The following is a 16,894-nucleotide window of genomic DNA, read 5'->3' as shown; positions in this document are numbered from 1 at the left end:
CCCCCGTCAGCGGAGGCGGAGCTTCTCAGTACAACTCCTCGTCCAGCCCTTCCGTGTCCTCGCCCTCCTCCTCCAACGCCTGTTTGACGACGCGCAGCGCCATGCCTTCTCCGTACCCCTTGCGGGCCAGCATGCCCGCGAGCCGGCGGAGCCGTTTGTCGCGCTCCAGGCCGCGGGTGGACCGGAGCTTGCGGGCGACCAGTTCGCGGGCGGTCGCCTCCTCCCGCTCGGAGTCGAGCTGTCCGACCGCTTCGTCGATCAGGGTCGCGTCCACGCCCTTGGTCCGCAGCTCACGGGCCAGGGCACGCCGGGCCAGGCCCCGGCCGTGGTGCCGGGACTCCACCCACGCGCCCGCGAACGCGGCGTCGTCGATGAGCCCCACGTCCTCGAAGCGGGAGAGGACTTCTTCCGCCACGTCCTCGGGGATCTCCCGCTTCTCCAGCGCGTCCGCGAGCTGTTTACGGGTGCGCGGGGTGCCGGTGAGCAGGCGCAGACAGATCGCCCGCGCCCGCTCGGCCGGATCCTGGGGCGGCTCCTGCCCGGCTCTCGACGCGTCCGGGTCGGGGCCGCCGCCCGGCCGGTCCGTTCGCCGCCTCTTCGCATAAGGCATCGGACGAACTAGCTCTTGGCCGCTACTGCCTTGGCCGACTTGGCCTTGGTGGCAGGAGCGGGCACCGACTTGGCCGGGTCCTCGGCCGCGGTGGCCGTACCCGACGCCGTGCCGGAGATCGCCGCGGCCGGATCAGCGGTGACGGCGGCCGCTTCCGGCCTGACACCGATGCCGAGCTTCGCCAGGATCTTCTTCTCGATCTCGTCGGCGAGGTCGGGGTTGTCCTTGAGGAAGTTCCGCGCGTTCTCCTTGCCCTGGCCGAGCTGGTCGCCCTCGTACGTGTACCAGGCGCCGGCCTTCCGTACGAAGCCCTCGTCCACGCCCATGTCGATCAGGCCGCCCTCGCGGCTGATGCCCTGGCCGTAAAGGATGTCGAACTCGGCCTGCTTGAAGGGGGGCGCGACCTTGTTCTTGACCACCTTGACGCGGGTGCGGTTGCCGACGGCGTCCGTGCCGTCCTTCAGCGTCTCGATCCGGCGGATGTCGAGGCGCACCGACGCGTAGAACTTGAGCGCGCGGCCACCGGTCGTGGTCTCCGGCGAGCCGAACATGACGCCGATCTTCTCGCGGAGCTGGTTGATGAAGATCGCGGTGGTCTTGGACTGGTTGAGCGCGCTGGTGATCTTCCGGAGCGCCTGGCTCATCAGCCGCGCCTGGAGGCCGACGTGCGAGTCGCCCATCTCTCCCTCGATCTCCGCGCGCGGCACCAGGGCCGCGACGGAGTCGATGACGATGAGGTCGAGCGCGCCGGAGCGGACCAGCATGTCCACGATCTCGAGCGCCTGCTCGCCGTTGTCCGGCTGGGACAGGATCAGGTTGTCGATGTCGACGCCGAGCTTCTTCGCGTACTCGGGGTCGAGGGCGTGTTCGGCATCGATGAAGGCCACCGTGCCGCCGAGCTTCTGCGCGTTCGCCACCGCGTGCAGGGTGAGGGTCGTCTTTCCGGAGGACTCCGGTCCGTACACCTCCACCACACGGCCGCGCGGCAGACCGCCGACGCCGAGCGCGACGTCGAGCGCGGTCGATCCGGTGGGGATGACCTCGATGGGTTCGTTCGGCCGCTCGCCCAGGCGCATCACCGCGCCCTTCCCGAATTGCCGTTCAATTTGTGCGAGAGCGGCGTCGAGCGCCTTCTCGCGGTCGGTTCCTGCCATGGGTTCCACCCGATTTGCTTGTGTCGATCGCTTCACGTCAAAGACGCTATCCCCTGCCACTGACAACGGGCTCCGGCGCCGTCCCAGCCTGTGGACAAGTCCGCCGGAAACGCCACCGGCCGACCCCGGGAAAACCGGTCCGCGCCCCATCAGAACGGATGTTCGATTTCACTGTCAAGCGTGACACGCCCCGCGCTCCCGACCCCGTAACTCACCGCCCGGCGGCGGAAGTACGGCCCACCGCCGCGTCGGCGCGGGGGAACCGGGTAGCCGCTCCCCCGGGGAGGGGCCGGCGATCTGACCCTCCCGGATCCGGCGGATGCGGCGCGGCGGAGGGGGAGAGCCCGGTGGAACTGGCAGACGGTCGTGGTGCGTGGATCCCGGAAGGAACGGCGGGGGTGGTGGTCGTCCTGCTCATCTTCACCTTCGTCCTCGGCATGTTCGCCTGGGGGATCTGGAAGACGTACGTCAGGGGGCGGCGCTGATGGCCACCGTCCTGGGAGTGATCCTGATCGTCATCGGCCTGGGCATCGGCACGACGGGCCGACTGGCGCCCCGCACGTACGGACGGGACTCCACCCCCCGCCGGATCGGTATCTGGCTGCTCTTCTTCGCCGTAGGCGTGGGCGTGGCCTCAGCAGGCTTCGCCCTCACCTGACGGGTCGCGGGGCTGGGCCCGGGAAGCCGCGCGGCGGAGGGGGAGAAGTGTCGCTGAATACGGGCCGCTCAGTGGCTCAGTGGCCGCGTGGCGCGAACATGAGGACGGCCATGCCGATCAGACAGATCGACGCGCCGGTGAGGTCGTAACGGTCCGGGCGGTAGCCGTCGGCGACCACGCCCCACAGGATCGATCCTGCCACGAAGACGCCGCCGTACGCCGCCAGGATCCGGCCGAACTGGCCGTCCGGCTGGAGGGTCGCCGCGAAGCCGTACAGGCCGAGCGCGATGACGCCCGCGCCGACCCAGATCCAGCCCTTGTGCTCGCGCACCCCCTGCCAGACCAGCCAGGCGCCGCCGATCTCGAACAGCGCGGCGACCACGAACAGGGCGAGCGAACGCGCTACGTACACGGAAGCGGGTCTTTCTCTCGGGGTGTCAGCCCCCAGCATGCACGGCCGGCGATCCGGCCGTATCACCCGGGTCGGCGGGCAGACCCCCCGCTCACCGCCGCCGCCCCAGCCTCCTGCGCCTCGCCCACCCCAGGACCGACCCGCCGCGCGGCCGCGCCCCCTGCACCCTCGGGTCGTCCATCACCGCGTACCGCTTCACGTACGCCCCCAGGAACGCCTGGAGCGTGGCGATCGCCGGGATCGCGATCAGCGCGCCGACCGCGCCCAGCAGGGCCGTACCCGCGATGACCGAGCCGAAGGCCACCGCCGGGTGGATGTCGACGGTCTTCGCGGTGAGCTTGGGCTGGAGGACGTAGTTCTCGAACTGCTGGTAGAGCAGCACGAATCCGAGCACCCACAGCGCGTACCAGGGAGCGACAGTGAACGCGATCAGCATCGGCAGGGCGCCCGCCAGATACGTACCGATGGTCGGGATGAACTGCGACACCAGCCCCACCCACACTGCGAGCACCGGCGCGTACGGCACCCCCAGGGTCGCCAGCAGGATGTAGTGCGCGATCCCCGAGATGAGGGCCATCAGCCCGCGGGAGTAGATGTAGCCGCCGGTCTTCTCGACCGCGATCTCCCACGCGCGCAGCACCTCGGCCTGCTTGGCGGGCGGCAGGACGGAGCACAGTCCGCGCCGCAGCCGGGGGCCGTCGGCCGCGAAGTAGAACGAGAACAGGAAGATCGTCAGCAGTCGGAACAGCCCGCCGAGGACGGTGGTGGAGATGTCGAGCACCCCGGTGGCGCTGTTCTGGACGTACCGCTGGAGCCAGTCGGAGTGCAGGAGGCTGTCCTGGACCGCGACCCGGGACAGCTCGGTGTGGAAGTTCTCGTTCAGCCAGTTGATCAGAGAGTCGAGGTACGCGGGGAAGGACTCGACGATCTGGATGATCTGGCCGGCCAGTATCGAGCCGAGCATCACGACGAAGCCGACGCTCGCGACCACCACCCCGAAGAAGACCAGGAAGGTGGCGAGTCCACGCCGCATCCCGCTCGACGCCATGCGGCTGACGGCCGGTTCGACCGCCAGCGCCAGGAAGAACGCGATCAGTACGTTGATCAGCAGTCCGATGAGCTGATGGAACGCCCAACTGCCCAGCTGGAAACAGGCGACGAGCCCCAGCGCCAGGATCATGGCACGCGGCAGCCAAGGGGGCATACGGGCGCGGCCGTCGTCGCCCCCGTCCCGGACGCCCCCGCCGGCGCCGGCGAGCGCCGGGACGGGGGACCGGGAGGAGGAGGGCGAGGGGGACGGAATCGGCGGATGTACGCCCTGCGGGGTCTCGTCTGTCGGTGCCACCGCCCAAGTGTCGCCTACCGCCGGGACGTCCCGACCCACCGAGGACGACGAGGCGCCCGTACGACCGGTCCGTTCATCCGCGCGTCGGCACAAACGCGATCGAATCGTGACGCGGTGCGAGGGACGCGTACGTACGGGCGCCCCCGGCCCGCCTCACCGCTTCTCCGCCGGGATGTCCATCGCGACGCAGACCGCCCGCCAGACGTCCTTCGTCTCCCAGCCCGCCTCCAGCGCGCCGTACACCGTACGACCCCCCAGCTCGGCCATCACGTGATCGCGGGCGAAGGACTCGGCGTACGCGACGCCGAAGTGGTCCGCCATCCGCTCCCAGAAAATCGTCAACCGCATGACACCAGTATCGCGCCCCCGGGGGCTCAGCCTCCCAGGGCCCGTACCCCCGCAGTGACCAGCACCGCCGCCCCCACGACCACCAGAAAGGGGGCGCGCAGGACCAGCGCGAGCGCCGCCGCCGCGACCCCCGCGCCCCGCGCGTCCACGACGAGCGAGCCGTCGAGCCCGAACGTCTGCTGCGCGGTGAGCGCGGCCAGCAGCGCGACGGGGAGCAGCGCGGAGAGCTTCTGTACGAGGGGTCGTTCGAGCGCTCCCTCGGGCACCAGCAGACCCACCAGCTTGACGAGATAACAGCCCACGGCGGTCACCCCGACGGCGATCCAGATGTTCAACGCCCTGCTTCCTTTCCACGGCCCCGAACGCCTTGGACGTAGAGCACGGCGGGCGCGGCCAGCGCCGCGACCAGGACGGGGACACCGCCGGGCAGCACCGGCAGGAAGCCCAGCCCGAGGACGACGGCGAGCCCCGCGACCGTCCGCTCGGCCGCCGTCCGCAGCATGGGAGCCAGCAGCGCGAGGAAGACGGCGGGGCCCGCCGCGTCGAGGCCCCACGCGTCGGTGTCCCCCAGGGCCTCGGCGCCGAGCGCCCCGGCGAGGGTGGTGAGGTTCCAGAGGAGGTAGAGGCTGAGTCCGGTGACGGTGAAGCCGATCCTGGCGCCGCGCCGGGTGGGCTGGGCGAGGGCGACCGCCGTGGTCTCGTCGATGACCCACTGGGCGGCGAAGGGCCGTACGGGACCGGGCAGCCGCAGGAGGTGCGACAGCCTGAGCCCGTAGAACGCGTTGCGTACGCCGAGGAAGAACGCGCCAGCCGCGGCGGTCAGCGGATTGCCGCCCGCCGCCAGGGCGCCGACCAGGGCGAACTGCGAGGCGCCGGTGAAGACCAGCAGGCTGAGCGCGCAGCTCTGGAGGACGGTGAGGCCGGCGCCGGCCGAGGTGACACCGAAGGCGAAGCCGGAGAGCCCGACGGCGATCCCGACGCCCAGCGCGTCACGGACGACGGCCCGGTCGGACTTCGGCTCGGGGGCCGGGTGCCCGGCGGGGCGCTCCGGTCTTTCGGTGCCCGACGCGCCCGGGGCGCCTGACGTGCCTGATGTGTCCGGTCCGTCCGATGGGCCCTGCGGACCCTCCGGCCTCGCGGGCCGGGGTGCGGATGCTGTCTGATCTGCCACGTCCCGGACGGTACGGGGGCCGGGACGCGGTCGTCTTGTACGTTCTTGCGCCGACCGTACGAGATCACTCCTGCGCTGATCGTACGGGCCTGCGCTCCCTGCGGTAGGCCCCCGGCGGCACCCCGACGATCCGGGTGAAGTGCCGGTTGAGGTGCGGCTGGTCGGAGAAGCCGACCGCGACGGCCGCCTCCGCCGGGGTGCTGCCCGCGTCCAGGAGACGGCGGGCCCGCCGCACCCGCGCGTCGGTCAGCCAGGTGTGCGGAGGCAGGCCGTACGTGTCCCTGAACGCCCTCAGCAGCGCGAACTGACCCGTCCCGAGGTCCGCCGCGAGCCGCTCCAGGGAGGGCGGGTCGGCCATCCGCTCCTCCAGCACGGCACGCGCGCGTGCCGCGATCCCGGCCCCCGCGCCCCGTACCCGCCGCTGCCGGAGCGGGCCGCCGTTGAGCCGCAGCAGGCGGGTCACGGCGACCCGCAGCAGGGTGTCGGCGGCCAGGGCGTTGCCCTCGTCGGCCGCGCGGAGCACCTGGTGCACCAGCCGGACGGTGTACGGGTCGTCGAAGACCGGGGCCGTGAAGCCGGGGGTCCCGCGGATCGTCGTCGTCTCGGCCGCGATGGCGGCGACCACGTCGGCCGACGGGTAGACGGCCCCGTACTGCCAGCCCTCGGGGTCCTTGGCGTGGCCGGTGTGCGGGGTGTCGGGGTTGACCAGCGCGAGGGACCCGGGCCCCGCGTACTGGTCGCCGCCGCCGTGGTGGAAGATCTCGACGCCCTCGGTGATCGCGGCGATGACGAACGTCTCGTGGGTGTGGCGCAGGAACGTCTTGTGGATGTAGTGCGCGCTCAGCAGGTCGACCCCGGGCAGGTCGGCGTAGTTCCAGTGCCGTGCCCGCTCCCGTGCCGCCATTCCCCCATTCTGCCGTCGCGCGTCCCGCCGTCACGCCGCAGCGGCGCGCGAACGGCGGACCGGTGCCGTTTCCCCGGCTCCCGGCGATTGTCAGTGGCCGGGTGCACGATAGGTGGCATGGCACGTACCGCGCTCGACTCCTTCTCCCCCGCGACCCGCGCCTGGTTCACGGGGGCCTTCTCCGCGCCCACCGCGGCGCAGGAGGGGGCCTGGCGTGCCATCCAGGAGGGCTCGGACGTGCTGGTCGTCGCCCCGACCGGGTCCGGCAAGACGCTCGCCGCCTTCCTCGCCGCCCTCGACCAGCTGGCGTCGAAGCCCCCGCCCGCCGAGGCCCGGAAGCGCTGCCGGGTCCTGTACGTGTCGCCGCTCAAGGCCCTCGCGGTGGACGTGGAGCGCAATCTCCGCAGCCCGCTCACCGGCATCAGGCAGGAGTCCGTACGGCTCGGCCTGCCGGAGCCCGAGGTGCGGGTCGGCATCCGCTCCGGGGACACCCCGGCCGCCGAGCGCAGGACGCTGGCGGCCAAACCGCCGGACATCCTCATCACGACCCCCGAATCGCTGTTCCTGATGCTCACGTCCGCCGCCCGGGACGCGCTCGCCGGGATCGAGACGGTGATCCTGGACGAGGTGCACGCCGTCGCCGGGACCAAGCGGGGGGCGCATCTCGCGCTCTCCCTGGAGCGGCTGGACGAGCTGCTGCCGCGCCCGGCCCGCCGTATCGGTCTCTCCGCGACGGTCCGTCCGGTGGAGGAGGTCGCCCGCTACCTCTCCCCGCAGCGCAGGGTGGAGATCGTCCAGCCGCCGTCCGGCAAGGAGTTCGACCTCTCCGTCGTCGTCCCGGTCGAGGATCTGGGCGAGCTGGGCGGCTCTCCCGCGACCGACACGAACGACGCCGAGAAGCCCTCGATCTGGCCGCACGTGGAGGAGCGGATCGCCGACCTCGTCCAGTCCCACCGCTCGACGATCGTCTTCGCCAACTCCCGCCGCCTCGCGGAGCGCCTGTGCAACCGGCTCAACGAGATCGCGTACGAACGGGCGACAGGGGAGGCGATGCCCCAGGAGCACTCCCCCGCCGAGGTGATGGCCCAGTCGGGCGCGGCCCAGGGGGCGCCGCCGCTGCTCGCGCGGGCGCATCACGGCTCGGTGTCCAAGGAGCAGCGCGCGCAGGTCGAGGAGGACCTCAAGGCGGGCCGGCTGCCCGCCGTCGTGGCCACGTCCAGCCTGGAGCTGGGCATCGACATGGGCGCGGTGGACCTGGTGATCCAGGTCGAGTCGCCGCCCTCGGTCGCCTCCGGCCTCCAGCGGGTCGGGCGGGCGGGCCACCAGGTGGGGGCGGTCTCCACGGGTGTGGTCTTCCCCAAGTACCGGGGCGATCTGGTGCAGGCGGCGGTGGTCACGGAGCGGATGCGCAGCGGCTCCATCGAGGCACTGCGGGTCCCGGCGAATCCGCTGGACGTCCTGGCGCAGCAGCTGGTCGCGATCGTCGCCCTGGACACCCGCCAGGCCGACGACCTGCTGGCGCTGGCCCGCCGGGCCGCGCCGTTCGCCTCCCTGCCCGAGTCGGCCTTCACCGCCGTGCTCGACATGCTCGCCGGCCGCTATCCGTCGGACGCCTTCGCGGAGCTGCGTCCGCGGGTGGTGTGGGACCGCGTGGCCGGTACGGTCACGGGCCGCCCGGGGGCGCAGCGCCTGGCCGTCACCTCCGGGGGCACCATCCCGGACCGCGGGCTGTTCGGCGTCTTCCTGGCCGGGTCCGACCCGAAGAAGGGCGGCGGGCGGGTCGGTGAGCTGGACGAGGAGATGGTGTACGAATCGCGGGCCGGCGACGTCTTCACGCTCGGCACGTCCTCGTGGCGCATCGAGGACATCACCCGCGACCGGGTGCTGGTCACCCCCGCGCCGGGCGCCCCTGGGCGGCTGCCCTTCTGGAAGGGCGACCAGCTGGGCCGGCCGCTGGAGCTGGGGCGTGCGGTGGGCGCGTTCCTGCGCGAGGTCGGGGCGCTCTCCGAGGAGGACGCCCGGCTGCGGCTGATGACGGCGGGCCTCGACCACTGGGCGGCGGGCAACCTGCTGGCGTATCTGGACGAGCAGCGCCGGGCCTGCGGTCACGTCCCGGACGACCGGACGATCCTCGTCGAGCGCTTCCGGGACGAGCTGGGCGACTGGCGGGTGGTGATCCACTCCCCGTTCGGCGCCCAGGTGCACGCTCCCTGGGCGCTGGCGCTCGGCGCCCGCCTCTCCGAGCGGTACGGAATGGACGCGCAGGTCATGCACGCGGACGACGGCATCGTGCTGCGCCTGCCCGACGCCGACCTGATGGGCCTCGACCTGCTCGACGCGGACCTCGGCGATGTCAACCATCCGGGCGGGACGGGGGGTACGGGTCCGGGCGGCCCCGGCAAGGAGCGCGACCGCCTCGACACCACCTTCGACAGCGCCCAGGCGCCCGTCGGAGCCGCCGATGTCGCCTTCGACCGCGGCGAGATCAGCGGGCTCGTCACCGAACAGGTCGGCGGCTCCGCGCTGTTCGCCTCCCGCTTCCGCGAATGCGCGGCGCGGGCGCTGCTGCTGCCGCGCCGCAGCCCCGGCAAGCGCACCCCGCTGTGGCAGCAGCGCCAGCGCGCCGCCCAACTCCTCCAGGTGGCGAGCGAGTTCGGCTCGTTCCCGATCGTGCTGGAGGCCGTCAGGGAATGCCTCCAGGACGTCTTCGACGTGCCGGGGCTCGCGGAACTGATGGGGGACATCGAGTCCAGGAAGGTCCGGCTGGTCGAGGTCACCACCACCGAGCCCTCCCCCTTCGCCCGCTCCCTGCTCTTCGGCTATGTCGCGCAGTTCCTGTACGAGGGCGACTCCCCGCTCGCCGAGCGGCGCGCGGCCGCGCTCTCCCTGGACTCCCGGCTGCTGGCCGAGCTGCTGGGCCAGGCCGAGCTGCGCGAACTGCTCGACCCGGACGTCCTCACGGAGCTGGAGCGCGAGCTCCAGTGGCTGACCGAGGACCGGCGCATCAAGGACGTGGAGGGGGTCGCCGACCTCCTGCGGGTCCTCGGGCCGCTCACGGACGCCGAGCTGGCGGAGCGCGGCGCGCTGGCGCCCTGGGCCGGGGAGCTGGCCGAGTCCCGCCGGGCCATCCGGGTCCGCGTCGGCGGCGCCGACCACTGGGCGGCGATCGAGGACGCGGGCCGGCTGCGGGACGCGCTGGGCACCGCCCTGCCCGTCGGCGTCCCCGAGGCGTTCACCGAACCGGTCAAGGACCCCCTGGGCGATCTCCTCGCCCGCTTCGCCCGTACGCACGGCCCGTTCACCTCCTCCCAGGCCGCCGCGCGCTTCGGCCTCGGCGCGGCGGTCACGGACGGCGCGCTGCAACGCCTCGCGGCCGGCGGCCGGGTCGTCCAGGGCGAGTTCCATCCCTCGGGCATCGGCCAGGAGTGGTGCGACGCCACGGTCCTGCGCCGGCTGCGGCGCCGTTCCCTGGCCGCCCTGCGCCAGGAATTGGAGCCGGTCGCGCCCGCCGCGCTCGCCACCTTCCTCCCCCAGTGGCAGCACCTGGGCAGCCACAGCCTGCGCGGGATCGACGGACTCGCCCGCGCCGTCGAGCAGTTGCAGGGCGCCCCGGTCCCGGCCTCGGCCCTGGAGCGGCTGATCCTGCCGTCCCGGGTCAGCGGCTACACCCCGGCGCTGCTGGACGAACTGACCACCACGGGCGAGGTGCTGTGGGCGGGCGCGGGCGCGCTCCCCGGCAAGGACGGCTGGGTCTCGCTCCACCTCGCCGACACGGCCCCGCTGTTGCTGGCGCCCCCGCACCCCCTGGAGCTGACCGCCCTCCACGAATCGGTCCTCACGGTCCTCGCGGGCGGCTACGGCCTGTTCTTCCGGCAGATCGCCGACCAGGTGCGCGCCACCACCCACCCGGACGCGGCCGATCCGCACCTGGCCGACGTCCTCTGGGACCTGTCCTGGTCCGGCCGGCTCACCAACGACACCCTCGCGCCCCTGCGCGCGCTGCTCGGCTCGGGCCGCACGGCGGGTTCCACCGCCCACCGGGCCAGGCGCCCGGTCCCGCGCGGGCGGTACGGCTCGCTCACGACGGCCGCGCGGACCGCCTCGCGGACGGGCCCGCCGACGGTCAGCGGACGCTGGTCGCTGCTCCCGGCCCCGGAGCCGGACCGTACGCACCGCGCGCACGCGCTGGCCAGGACCCTCCTCGACCGCCACGGCGTGGTGACCCGGGGGGCGGTCGCCGCAGAAGGGGTCGAGGGCGGCTTCTCCGCGGTGTACCGGGTCCTGTCGGCCTTCGAGGACAGCGGGCAGGCCCGGCGCGGCTACGTCGTGGAGGGCCTGGGGGCGGCCCAGTTCGCGATGGACGGCGCGGTCGACCGGCTCCGCGCGGCGGCGACGGCCCGCGACCGCGGGGATTCCGGCGCGGCGCCCCGGGCCGTGGTCCTGGCGGCCGCCGACCCCGCCAACGCGTACGGGGCGGCGCTCCCCTGGCCCGAGCCCCCGGACGGCGCCGGGCACAAACCGGGCCGCAAGGCGGGCTCCCTGGTCGTCCTGGTCGACGGCGAGCTGACGCTCTACATGGAGCGGGGCGGCAAGACCCTCCTGGCCTGGCCCAAGGACCCGGACGACCCCGCCCTCACGGCGGCGGCCCAGGCCCTGGCCGGAGCGGCCCGCGCGGGGGCCCTGGGCACGATCACGGTGGAGCGGGCGAACGGATCCCCGGCCCTGACCTCCCCCCTGGGCCGCACCCTGGAGACCGCCGGCTTCCACGCCACCCCGAGGGGCCTGCGCCTGCGCGCCTGAGCCCCCCCCGCCCGACGCCCCGCCCCGGCGCCCCGTGCCCACGCGCCGGAGTCAGCTCCGGCGACGCGGCGGGGAGGACACCCCGCCGGAACGGCCGGAAGCTGACGGGCCCGCCCCTCCGGGGGCCGTACGGGACGCGGCGTGCACCGGCAGCAGACTCAGCCCCCAGCCCCCCGCCGCCACCGCCCCCTCGACCAGGCCGGTGTGCTCGGGCACCAGCACGAGCCGCAGGACCGCCCACCACCACAGCCCGCCCAGCGCGAGCGTCGGCAGAAGGATCCATCGCCTCGCCATAGCCGCCGCAGCCTCCTCCGCCCGCCCCAGGACCACCCGGCCTCCGGTCGTCTCAGAAGTCTCCCCCGCCCAGTCCTACCCCGCATCCAGAACGCCCATCCCCACCCAAAAGCCGCCGCCCCACCCCCGGCAGCACGCGGAAGAGGGTCCCCCGACCGGTGGCCGGGGGACCCTCTTCACGTTCTCGCGGCGCGCAGCTCCTACCGACAGCCGCTCCGACCACTCAGACGCTCTCCGCCTGGAACATCCAGGCGTGCTTCTCCAGATCCGCCGTCACCTGGATCAGGACGTCCTGCGTGACGGGGTCGGGGTCGTCGGTCACCTTGACGCGGTCGCGCATCTGCCCGATCACCGCGCCGAGGCCGTCGACCATGAGGCGGACCGCGTCCGCGTCCTTGATCCAGCCGTCCGGGATCTTGCCGAAGGCGCTGGTGGCCGCCACCGTCCCGGCGCGGCCGTCCGGGGCCACGCCGAGGGCCGACGCCCGTTCGGCCACGGTGTCCATGTGCTGCCGCGCCGTGGTCACGACCTCGTCGAGCTGGAGATGCACCGAGCGGAAGCGGGGACCGACGATGTTCCAGTGCACCTGTTTGGCGACCAGCGCGAGATCCACCAGGTCCACGAGCGCGCCCTGGAGCGCCTCGCCGACCACCTTGAGGTCTTCCTCGGAAAGGGAACTCTTGACGACAGACATGCACGTCCTCCATTGCCGTTCGTACGTACCTTCAACCATGGCACAGATGCCCTGAAGAGGTCATTTCACTCCCGCGAACCGCGGAGGGAAGACAAAAACCCCGGCCGGTGAGACGCACCGGACGGGGCTCGCGCCGAACGTACGAACGGATGGGACAGTACCCGCGGAATCTAGGCGGCGACGACGTCCACCGCTTCCGTGGGTGCCTTGATGGTCACCCGTTCCGTCGGCACCTTGGCCACCGACGTCACGGAGACAGAGTTGAGCATCGGACGTACTGGCGCAGGCACCGGCTCGTTCGCCGCCGCCGACGCCGCCAGTTCGGCCAGCGACAGCTCGTCACTGACTTCACGCATGAGCTCGGACATCCGTACATCAAGCGCGTCGCAGATCGCGGAGAGCAGCTCGGAGGATGCCTCCTTCTGCCCCCGCTCCACCTCGGAAAGATAGCCGAGCGAGACTCGGGCGGACGAGGAGACTTCGCGCAGAGTACGGCCCTGGCGCTGGCGCTGCCGACGCAGCACGTCACCAAGCAGGCGACGGAGCAGAATCATCGGTGGCTCCCTCCTCGGACCGCGTAGCCGCATCCTTCTCGCACCACCGTACCGCCTCGCGCCGCGGCCGTGCGGGGAGCGATGCGGTGTTCACTCAGGGCTGCAAACATCAATTCCCCCCGTTCTGTTCCGTATCCTGTGCCCGCCCGTTCCCGGAAAGTTCGCTGCGGAGCAGTCCCAGCACGCTGACCACACTCTCTTTACGAATGTCCGCCCGGTCACCGTTCAACCGCAGAGCGACAACTTTCCCCGGACCGATCGGCCCTACGACCGCCACGTAGACGGTCCCCACGGGCTGCCCGTCCTGCGGTTCCGGACCCGCCACCCCGGTGGTCGCCGCGCCCCAGTCGGCGCCCAGGACCCGCCGTACCCCCGCCGCCATCTGCCGCGCGACCTCCGGATCCACCGCACCGCGCTCCGCCAGGAGGGGCGCGGCGACGCCCAGGACGTCCCGCTTGAGATCCGTCGCGTAGGCCGTCACGGACCCGCGGAAGCTCCGGGAGGCGCCGGGGACCGAGGTCAGCTCCGCGGCCACCAGACCGCCGGTCAGGGACTCCGCGACGGCGAGCGTCGCGGACCGCTCCTCCAGCAGCGCCAGCACCCGCGCCGCACCGCCGTTCACCGGGTGGACTCCGCCGCGGCGCTCTCGCCGGCCTCGTCGGGCTCCCCGTGACCAGGAGCCCCGGCCGCCGCCCGCCGCGCCACGAGCCCCCGCCGCCGGATGAGAACCGCGTCCCGTACGTAGTCCAGCCCGGTGAGCACCGTCAGGACGACCGCCAGCGCCATCACCCAGAACCGCAGCGTCGCCAGCGGCCCCGTCAGCGCCAGGACGTACATCCCCACCGCCACGCCCTGCGCCAGGGTCTTCGCCTTGCCGCCGCGGCTGGCCGGGATGACGGCGAGTCTGATCACCCAGAACCGCATCAGCGTGATGCCGGTCTCACGGAAGAGGATGACGCCCGTCACCCACCAGGGCAGATCGCCCAGCACCGAGAGACTGATCAGCCCCGCCGCCATGATCGCCTTGTCGGCGATCGGGTCGGCGATCTTCCCGAAGTCGGTGACCAGGTTGTACGTACGGGCCAGATGGCCGTCGAAGACGTCGGTGATCATGGCGACGGCGAACGCCGCCCACGCCCAGGCGCGCCAGGCCGGGTCGAACCCGCCGTCCTGGAACAGCAGCACCACGAAGGCGGGCACGAGCACCAGCCGCACCATGGTGAGTATGTTGGCGATGTTCCACAGGCTGGCCTGATTGACCGCAGCAGCCCCCAGCTTGCCCTTGGGCGCCGGTACCCGCTTCGCGCCGGTACCGCCCGCAGCGGACGCCGGGACTCCGGTCATCTGGCCGCCTCCTCACCCGGGGTCCGTGGGTCGTCCCCCGGAAAGTCGCAGGACTCGACGACCAGGTCCACGCCCTGGGTGCCGACCACCTTCGCCTCGACCATACGGCCGGGACGCAGGCCCGCGCCGGAGGTGAAGATCACCTGTCCGTCCGTTTCGGGCGCCTGGTGCGCCGCGCGACCGGTGGCGGCCTCCTCGTCGTCGTCCCCGCCCTCCGGGGCGACCGATTCCACCAGCACCTCAAGACTCTCACCGAGGCGCTCCTCGGCGCGCTGGGCCGTCAGCTCCTCGGCGAGCCGCGACAGGTGCGCCAGCCGCTCGTCGACGACGTCCTGGTCCAGCTTGTCGCCGTAGGTGGCGGCCTCCGTGCCGTCCTCGTCCGAGTACCCGAAGACGCCGATGGCGTCGAGCCGCGCGCCGGTCAGGAAACGTTCCAGCTCGGCGAAGTCGGCCTCCGTCTCGCCGGGGAAGCCGACGATGAAGTTCGAGCGCACTCCCGCCTGCGGGGCCTTGCCCCGGATCGTCCGGAGCAGGTCCAGGAAGCGCTCGGTGTCCCCGAAGCGCCGCATCGCGCGCAGCACACCCGGCGCGGAGTGCTGGAAGGACAGGTCGAAGTACGGCGCGACCTTGGGCGTGGACGTCAGGACGTCGATCAGGCCGGGGCGCATCTCGGCCGGCTGGAGGTAGCTGACCCGGATGCGCTCGATGCCGTCGACGGCCGCCAGCTCGGGCAGCAGGGTCTCCAGCAGGCGGATGTCGCCGAGGTCCTTGCCGTACGAGGTGTTGTTCTCGGAGACGAGCATGACCTCCTTGACGCCCTGGTCGGCGAGCCAGCGCGTCTCGGTGAGCACGTCGCCGGGACGGCGGGAGATGAAGGACCCGCGGAACGAGGGGATGGCGCAGAAGGAGCAGCGGCGGTCGCAGCCGGAGGCGAGCTTCACGGAGGCGACGGGGCTGCTGTCCAGGCGGCGCCGCAGGGGGGCGCGGGGGCCGGAGGCGGGCGCGAGCCCGGCGGGCAGGTCGGCGGGGAGCGTCTCGGGGTCCGGGGCGACGGCGGGGGCGAGCGCGGGAGCCGCCGTGGCGACCCCGCCGGCGTGGCCGTGACCGGGCAGGGCCACCCCGGCGGCATCCTGGCGCGCGGCCGGGCTGAGCGGCAGCAGCTTGCGCCGGTCACGGGGCGTGTGCGACGCGTGGATGCCGCCGTTCAGGATGGTCTGGAGCCGGTCGGAGATGTCGGCGTAGTCGTCAAAGCCGAGCACGCCGTCCGCCTCGGGCAGGGCCTGGGCCAGCTCCTTGCCGTACCGCTCGGCCATGCAGCCGACGGCGACGACGGCCTGGGTCTTGCCGTGGGCCTTGAGATCGTTGGCTTCCAGCAGGGCGTCGACGGAGTCCTTCTTCGCGGCTTCGACGAACCCGCAGGTGTTGACGACGGCGACGTCCGCGTCCGAGGCGTCCTGGACGAGCTCCCAGCCGTCCGCTGCCAAGCGGCCTGCAAGCTCCTCCGAGTCCACCTCGTTACGGGCGCAGCCAAGAGTGACAAGGGCGACGGTACGGCGTTCGGGCATGGCATCAGACTACTTTGTCCCGGCCGCGGCCCCTGCCGTGCAGGGTGGGTCAGCCGACCTCGGGGTCTCCCTGGGTGTACGAGAGCCGCTCGACCTGCCCGGACTCGAACGCGTCGCTGACCTTCTTGCCGTTGACGAAGAGCTCGGTGGCCCCGGCGTTGCCGAGGATCAGGTCGATCTGCTCGTCGTCCTGGAAGGTCTTCGACTCACCCTTGAGGAGGAGTCCGTCGAACAGCAGTTTCCCGTTGTGCGCCTTGGCGGAGATCCAGCTCTTGTCGTCCACGGCCGACAGCTTGACGGTCACCTTGTCGCGCGGCGCCGCCGCGATGGCGCTGTCCGAGGGGACGGGCTTGGGGTCGGCGCTCTTGGAGGCCGTGGGCTTGGCGTTGGTCTTGGCGGGCTTGGGGCCCTCGGCGGCCGTCTTCGTCTTGCCGTTGTTCTCGGTGCCGTTGAAGGCGGTGAACCCGACGAACCCGACCACCGCGACGATCGCGGCGACCATGGCGGCGGTCCAGTTCGGGCGGCGCCGTTCCGGCCGGATCCGTTCCGCTTCGAACAGCGGGGCCGCCGGCGTGGGCACCGGGTGCCCGCCGTGGTCGGCGTCGAACCGCTCCATCAGGGGCGCGGGATCGATCCCGACCGCCTGGGCGAGCATGCGGATGTGGCCGCGGGCGTAGACGTCGCCGCCGCTGCGGGAGAAGTCGTCCTGCTCGATCGCGTGCACGATGGGGATGCGCACCCGGGTCGAGCCGCTGACCTCGTCGACCGTCAGATCCGCGGCGACGCGCGCCTGCTGGAGGATCTGACCGATCGTGGGCCGGGCGTCGTGGGGGGAGGTACCGTCGGGGTCATTGCCGTCGGGAGAGTTGCCGATGGACACGGGGGCGCCTTTCGAGCGTGTAGCCACCTGCTGGACATTCAGTCTATGGGTGGTACGAAAGGGTGGGGCAACCGGGCGGATGCACTTTGTACGCCATCGGAATGGCCTTGCGGCGTCCGAGTGGCGGAGTGAGGGACATCATGCACTCCCTCACTCCAACT

General features: G+C 72.5%; 17 protein-coding genes and 1 pseudogene. 3 read left to right on the top strand and 15 right to left on the bottom strand.

Annotation, left to right across the window (positions count from 1 at the left end; translation table 11 throughout):
* Positions 1 to 25 precede the first annotated feature (25 nt).
* Together recX and recA are read right to left on the bottom strand one after the other, a co-directional pair.
* A pseudogene (recX, locus tag ACIODU_RS15760) lies at positions 26 to 718 on the bottom strand (recombination regulator RecX); the annotation flags it as partial.
* Positions 619 to 1,764 carry a recombinase RecA gene (gene recA, locus ACIODU_RS15755; RefSeq protein WP_356427890.1) on the bottom strand — a complete coding sequence of 382 codons (1,146 nt, stop codon included), beginning with the start codon at positions 1,762 to 1,764 and terminating at the stop codon, positions 619 to 621. The gene recA and the pseudogene recX, both read right to left, overlap by 100 nt.
* Positions 1,765 to 2,111: 347 nt before the next feature.
* On the opposite strand from recA, the gene ACIODU_RS15750 reads away from it, so the two are divergent.
* Positions 2,112 to 2,249, top strand: a complete 138-nt coding sequence (locus ACIODU_RS15750; RefSeq protein WP_356427893.1) for a hypothetical protein — start codon at positions 2,112 to 2,114, stop codon at positions 2,247 to 2,249.
* Positions 2,249 to 2,422, top strand: a complete 174-nt coding sequence (locus ACIODU_RS15745; protein ID WP_401767914.1) for a hypothetical protein — start codon at positions 2,249 to 2,251, stop codon at positions 2,420 to 2,422. Before ACIODU_RS15750 ends, ACIODU_RS15745 begins: the two co-directional genes overlap by 1 nt.
* Before the next feature lie 76 nt (positions 2,423 to 2,498).
* Here ACIODU_RS15745 and ACIODU_RS15740 read toward each other — a convergent pair whose 3' ends face one another.
* The 6 genes from ACIODU_RS15740 to ACIODU_RS15715 all read right to left on the bottom strand — a co-directional run bounded on the left by ACIODU_RS15740 (position 2,499) and on the right by ACIODU_RS15715 (position 6,602).
* A complete protein-coding gene (locus tag ACIODU_RS15740; RefSeq protein ID WP_401767912.1) occupies positions 2,499 to 2,834 on the bottom strand; it encodes a YnfA family protein in 336 nt (111 codons plus the stop codon).
* 91 nt (positions 2,835 to 2,925) lie between these two features.
* Complete coding sequence (locus ACIODU_RS15735) at positions 2,926 to 4,179, bottom strand: AI-2E family transporter (RefSeq protein ID WP_401767910.1); 1,254 nt, start codon at positions 4,177 to 4,179, stop codon at positions 2,926 to 2,928.
* A 153-nt stretch (positions 4,180 to 4,332) separates the two neighbouring features.
* A complete protein-coding gene (locus tag ACIODU_RS15730) occupies positions 4,333 to 4,527 on the bottom strand; it encodes a DUF3046 domain-containing protein (protein WP_161309381.1) in 195 nt (64 codons plus the stop codon).
* Between the two features lie 26 nt (positions 4,528 to 4,553).
* Positions 4,554 to 4,862, bottom strand: coding sequence for an AzlD domain-containing protein (locus ACIODU_RS15725; RefSeq protein ID WP_356427901.1), 309 nt, complete (start codon positions 4,860 to 4,862; stop codon positions 4,554 to 4,556).
* Entirely contained in the window at positions 4,859 to 5,512 is a 654-nt protein-coding gene (locus ACIODU_RS15720) for an AzlC family ABC transporter permease (RefSeq protein ID WP_356427951.1), read from the bottom strand. Before ACIODU_RS15720 ends, ACIODU_RS15725 begins: the two co-directional genes overlap by 4 nt.
* 250 nt (positions 5,513 to 5,762) lie before the next feature.
* Positions 5,763 to 6,602: an AraC family ligand binding domain-containing protein gene (locus tag ACIODU_RS15715; protein ID WP_401767908.1), complete on the bottom strand. Its 840-nt coding sequence runs from the start codon at positions 6,600 to 6,602 to the stop codon at positions 5,763 to 5,765.
* Between the two features lie 117 nt (positions 6,603 to 6,719).
* Here ACIODU_RS15715 and ACIODU_RS15710 point away from each other — a divergent pair, with 117 nt between their 5' ends.
* Entirely contained in the window at positions 6,720 to 11,402 is a 4,683-nt protein-coding gene (locus ACIODU_RS15710; protein WP_401767906.1) for a DEAD/DEAH box helicase, read from the top strand.
* 51 nt (positions 11,403 to 11,453) lie between these two features.
* On the opposite strand, the gene ACIODU_RS15705 is transcribed toward ACIODU_RS15710, so the two are convergent.
* The 7 genes from ACIODU_RS15705 to ACIODU_RS15675 form a co-directional block, all read right to left on the bottom strand.
* Complete coding sequence (locus ACIODU_RS15705; protein WP_401767905.1) at positions 11,454 to 11,696, bottom strand: hypothetical protein; 243 nt, start codon at positions 11,694 to 11,696, stop codon at positions 11,454 to 11,456.
* 223 nt (positions 11,697 to 11,919) lie between these two features.
* On the bottom strand, positions 11,920 to 12,390 hold the full coding sequence (locus tag ACIODU_RS15700; protein ID WP_161309326.1) for a Dps family protein: 471 nt from the start codon (positions 12,388 to 12,390) through the stop codon (positions 11,920 to 11,922).
* A 170-nt stretch (positions 12,391 to 12,560) separates the two neighbouring features.
* On the bottom strand, positions 12,561 to 12,944 hold the full coding sequence (locus ACIODU_RS15695; protein WP_161309327.1) for a helix-turn-helix domain-containing protein: 384 nt from the start codon (positions 12,942 to 12,944) through the stop codon (positions 12,561 to 12,563).
* Between the two features lie 109 nt (positions 12,945 to 13,053).
* Entirely contained in the window at positions 13,054 to 13,566 is a 513-nt protein-coding gene (locus ACIODU_RS15690; protein ID WP_356427912.1) for a nicotinamide-nucleotide amidohydrolase family protein, read from the bottom strand.
* Positions 13,563 to 14,288, bottom strand: coding sequence for a CDP-diacylglycerol--glycerol-3-phosphate 3-phosphatidyltransferase (pgsA, locus tag ACIODU_RS15685; RefSeq protein WP_401767903.1), 726 nt, complete (start codon positions 14,286 to 14,288; stop codon positions 13,563 to 13,565). The genes ACIODU_RS15690 and pgsA overlap by 4 nt, the downstream gene beginning before the upstream one ends.
* Positions 14,285 to 15,853 (bottom strand): 30S ribosomal protein S12 methylthiotransferase RimO, encoded by a 1,569-nt coding sequence (gene rimO, locus ACIODU_RS15680; protein ID WP_401767901.1) that lies wholly within the window; start codon positions 15,851 to 15,853, stop codon positions 14,285 to 14,287. Before rimO ends, pgsA begins: the two co-directional genes overlap by 4 nt.
* Before the next feature lie 49 nt (positions 15,854 to 15,902).
* Positions 15,903 to 16,733, bottom strand: a complete 831-nt coding sequence (locus ACIODU_RS15675; RefSeq protein ID WP_401767899.1) for a helix-turn-helix domain-containing protein — start codon at positions 16,731 to 16,733, stop codon at positions 15,903 to 15,905.
* Between the last annotated feature and the right edge of the window lie 161 nt (positions 16,734 to 16,894).

This window comes from Streptomyces sp. NPDC088261, assembly GCF_044740805.1.
GTDB lineage: Bacteria > Actinomycetota > Actinomycetes > Streptomycetales > Streptomycetaceae > Streptomyces.
The sequence above is the reverse complement of the archived record's forward strand: the minus strand, read 5'-3'. Positions and strand labels throughout refer to the sequence as shown.

What these genes read in the sequence shown, in the direction of transcription:
- ACIODU_RS15695 (WP_161309327.1), bottom strand. Translation starts at nt 12,944, where the DNA reads ATGATTCTGCTCCGTCGCCTGCTTGGTGACGTGCTGCGTCGGCAGCGC.
- pgsA (WP_401767903.1), bottom strand. Translation starts at nt 14,288, where the DNA reads ATGACCGGAGTCCCGGCGTCCGCTGCGGGCGGTACCGGCGCGAAGCGG.
- ACIODU_RS15745 (WP_401767914.1), top strand. Translation starts at nt 2,249, where the DNA reads ATGGCCACCGTCCTGGGAGTGATCCTGATCGTCATCGGCCTGGGCATC.
- recA (WP_356427890.1), bottom strand. Translation starts at nt 1,764, where the DNA reads ATGGCAGGAACCGACCGCGAGAAGGCGCTCGACGCCGCTCTCGCACAA.
- ACIODU_RS15715 (WP_401767908.1), bottom strand. Translation starts at nt 6,602, where the DNA reads ATGGCGGCACGGGAGCGGGCACGGCACTGGAACTACGCCGACCTGCCC.
- ACIODU_RS15730 (WP_161309381.1), bottom strand. Translation starts at nt 4,527, where the DNA reads ATGCGGTTGACGATTTTCTGGGAGCGGATGGCGGACCACTTCGGCGTC.
- ACIODU_RS15700 (WP_161309326.1), bottom strand. Translation starts at nt 12,390, where the DNA reads ATGTCTGTCGTCAAGAGTTCCCTTTCCGAGGAAGACCTCAAGGTGGTC.
- ACIODU_RS15705 (WP_401767905.1), bottom strand. Translation starts at nt 11,696, where the DNA reads ATGGCGAGGCGATGGATCCTTCTGCCGACGCTCGCGCTGGGCGGGCTG.
- ACIODU_RS15710 (WP_401767906.1), top strand. Translation starts at nt 6,720, where the DNA reads ATGGCACGTACCGCGCTCGACTCCTTCTCCCCCGCGACCCGCGCCTGG.
- rimO (WP_401767901.1), bottom strand. Translation starts at nt 15,853, where the DNA reads ATGCCCGAACGCCGTACCGTCGCCCTTGTCACTCTTGGCTGCGCCCGT.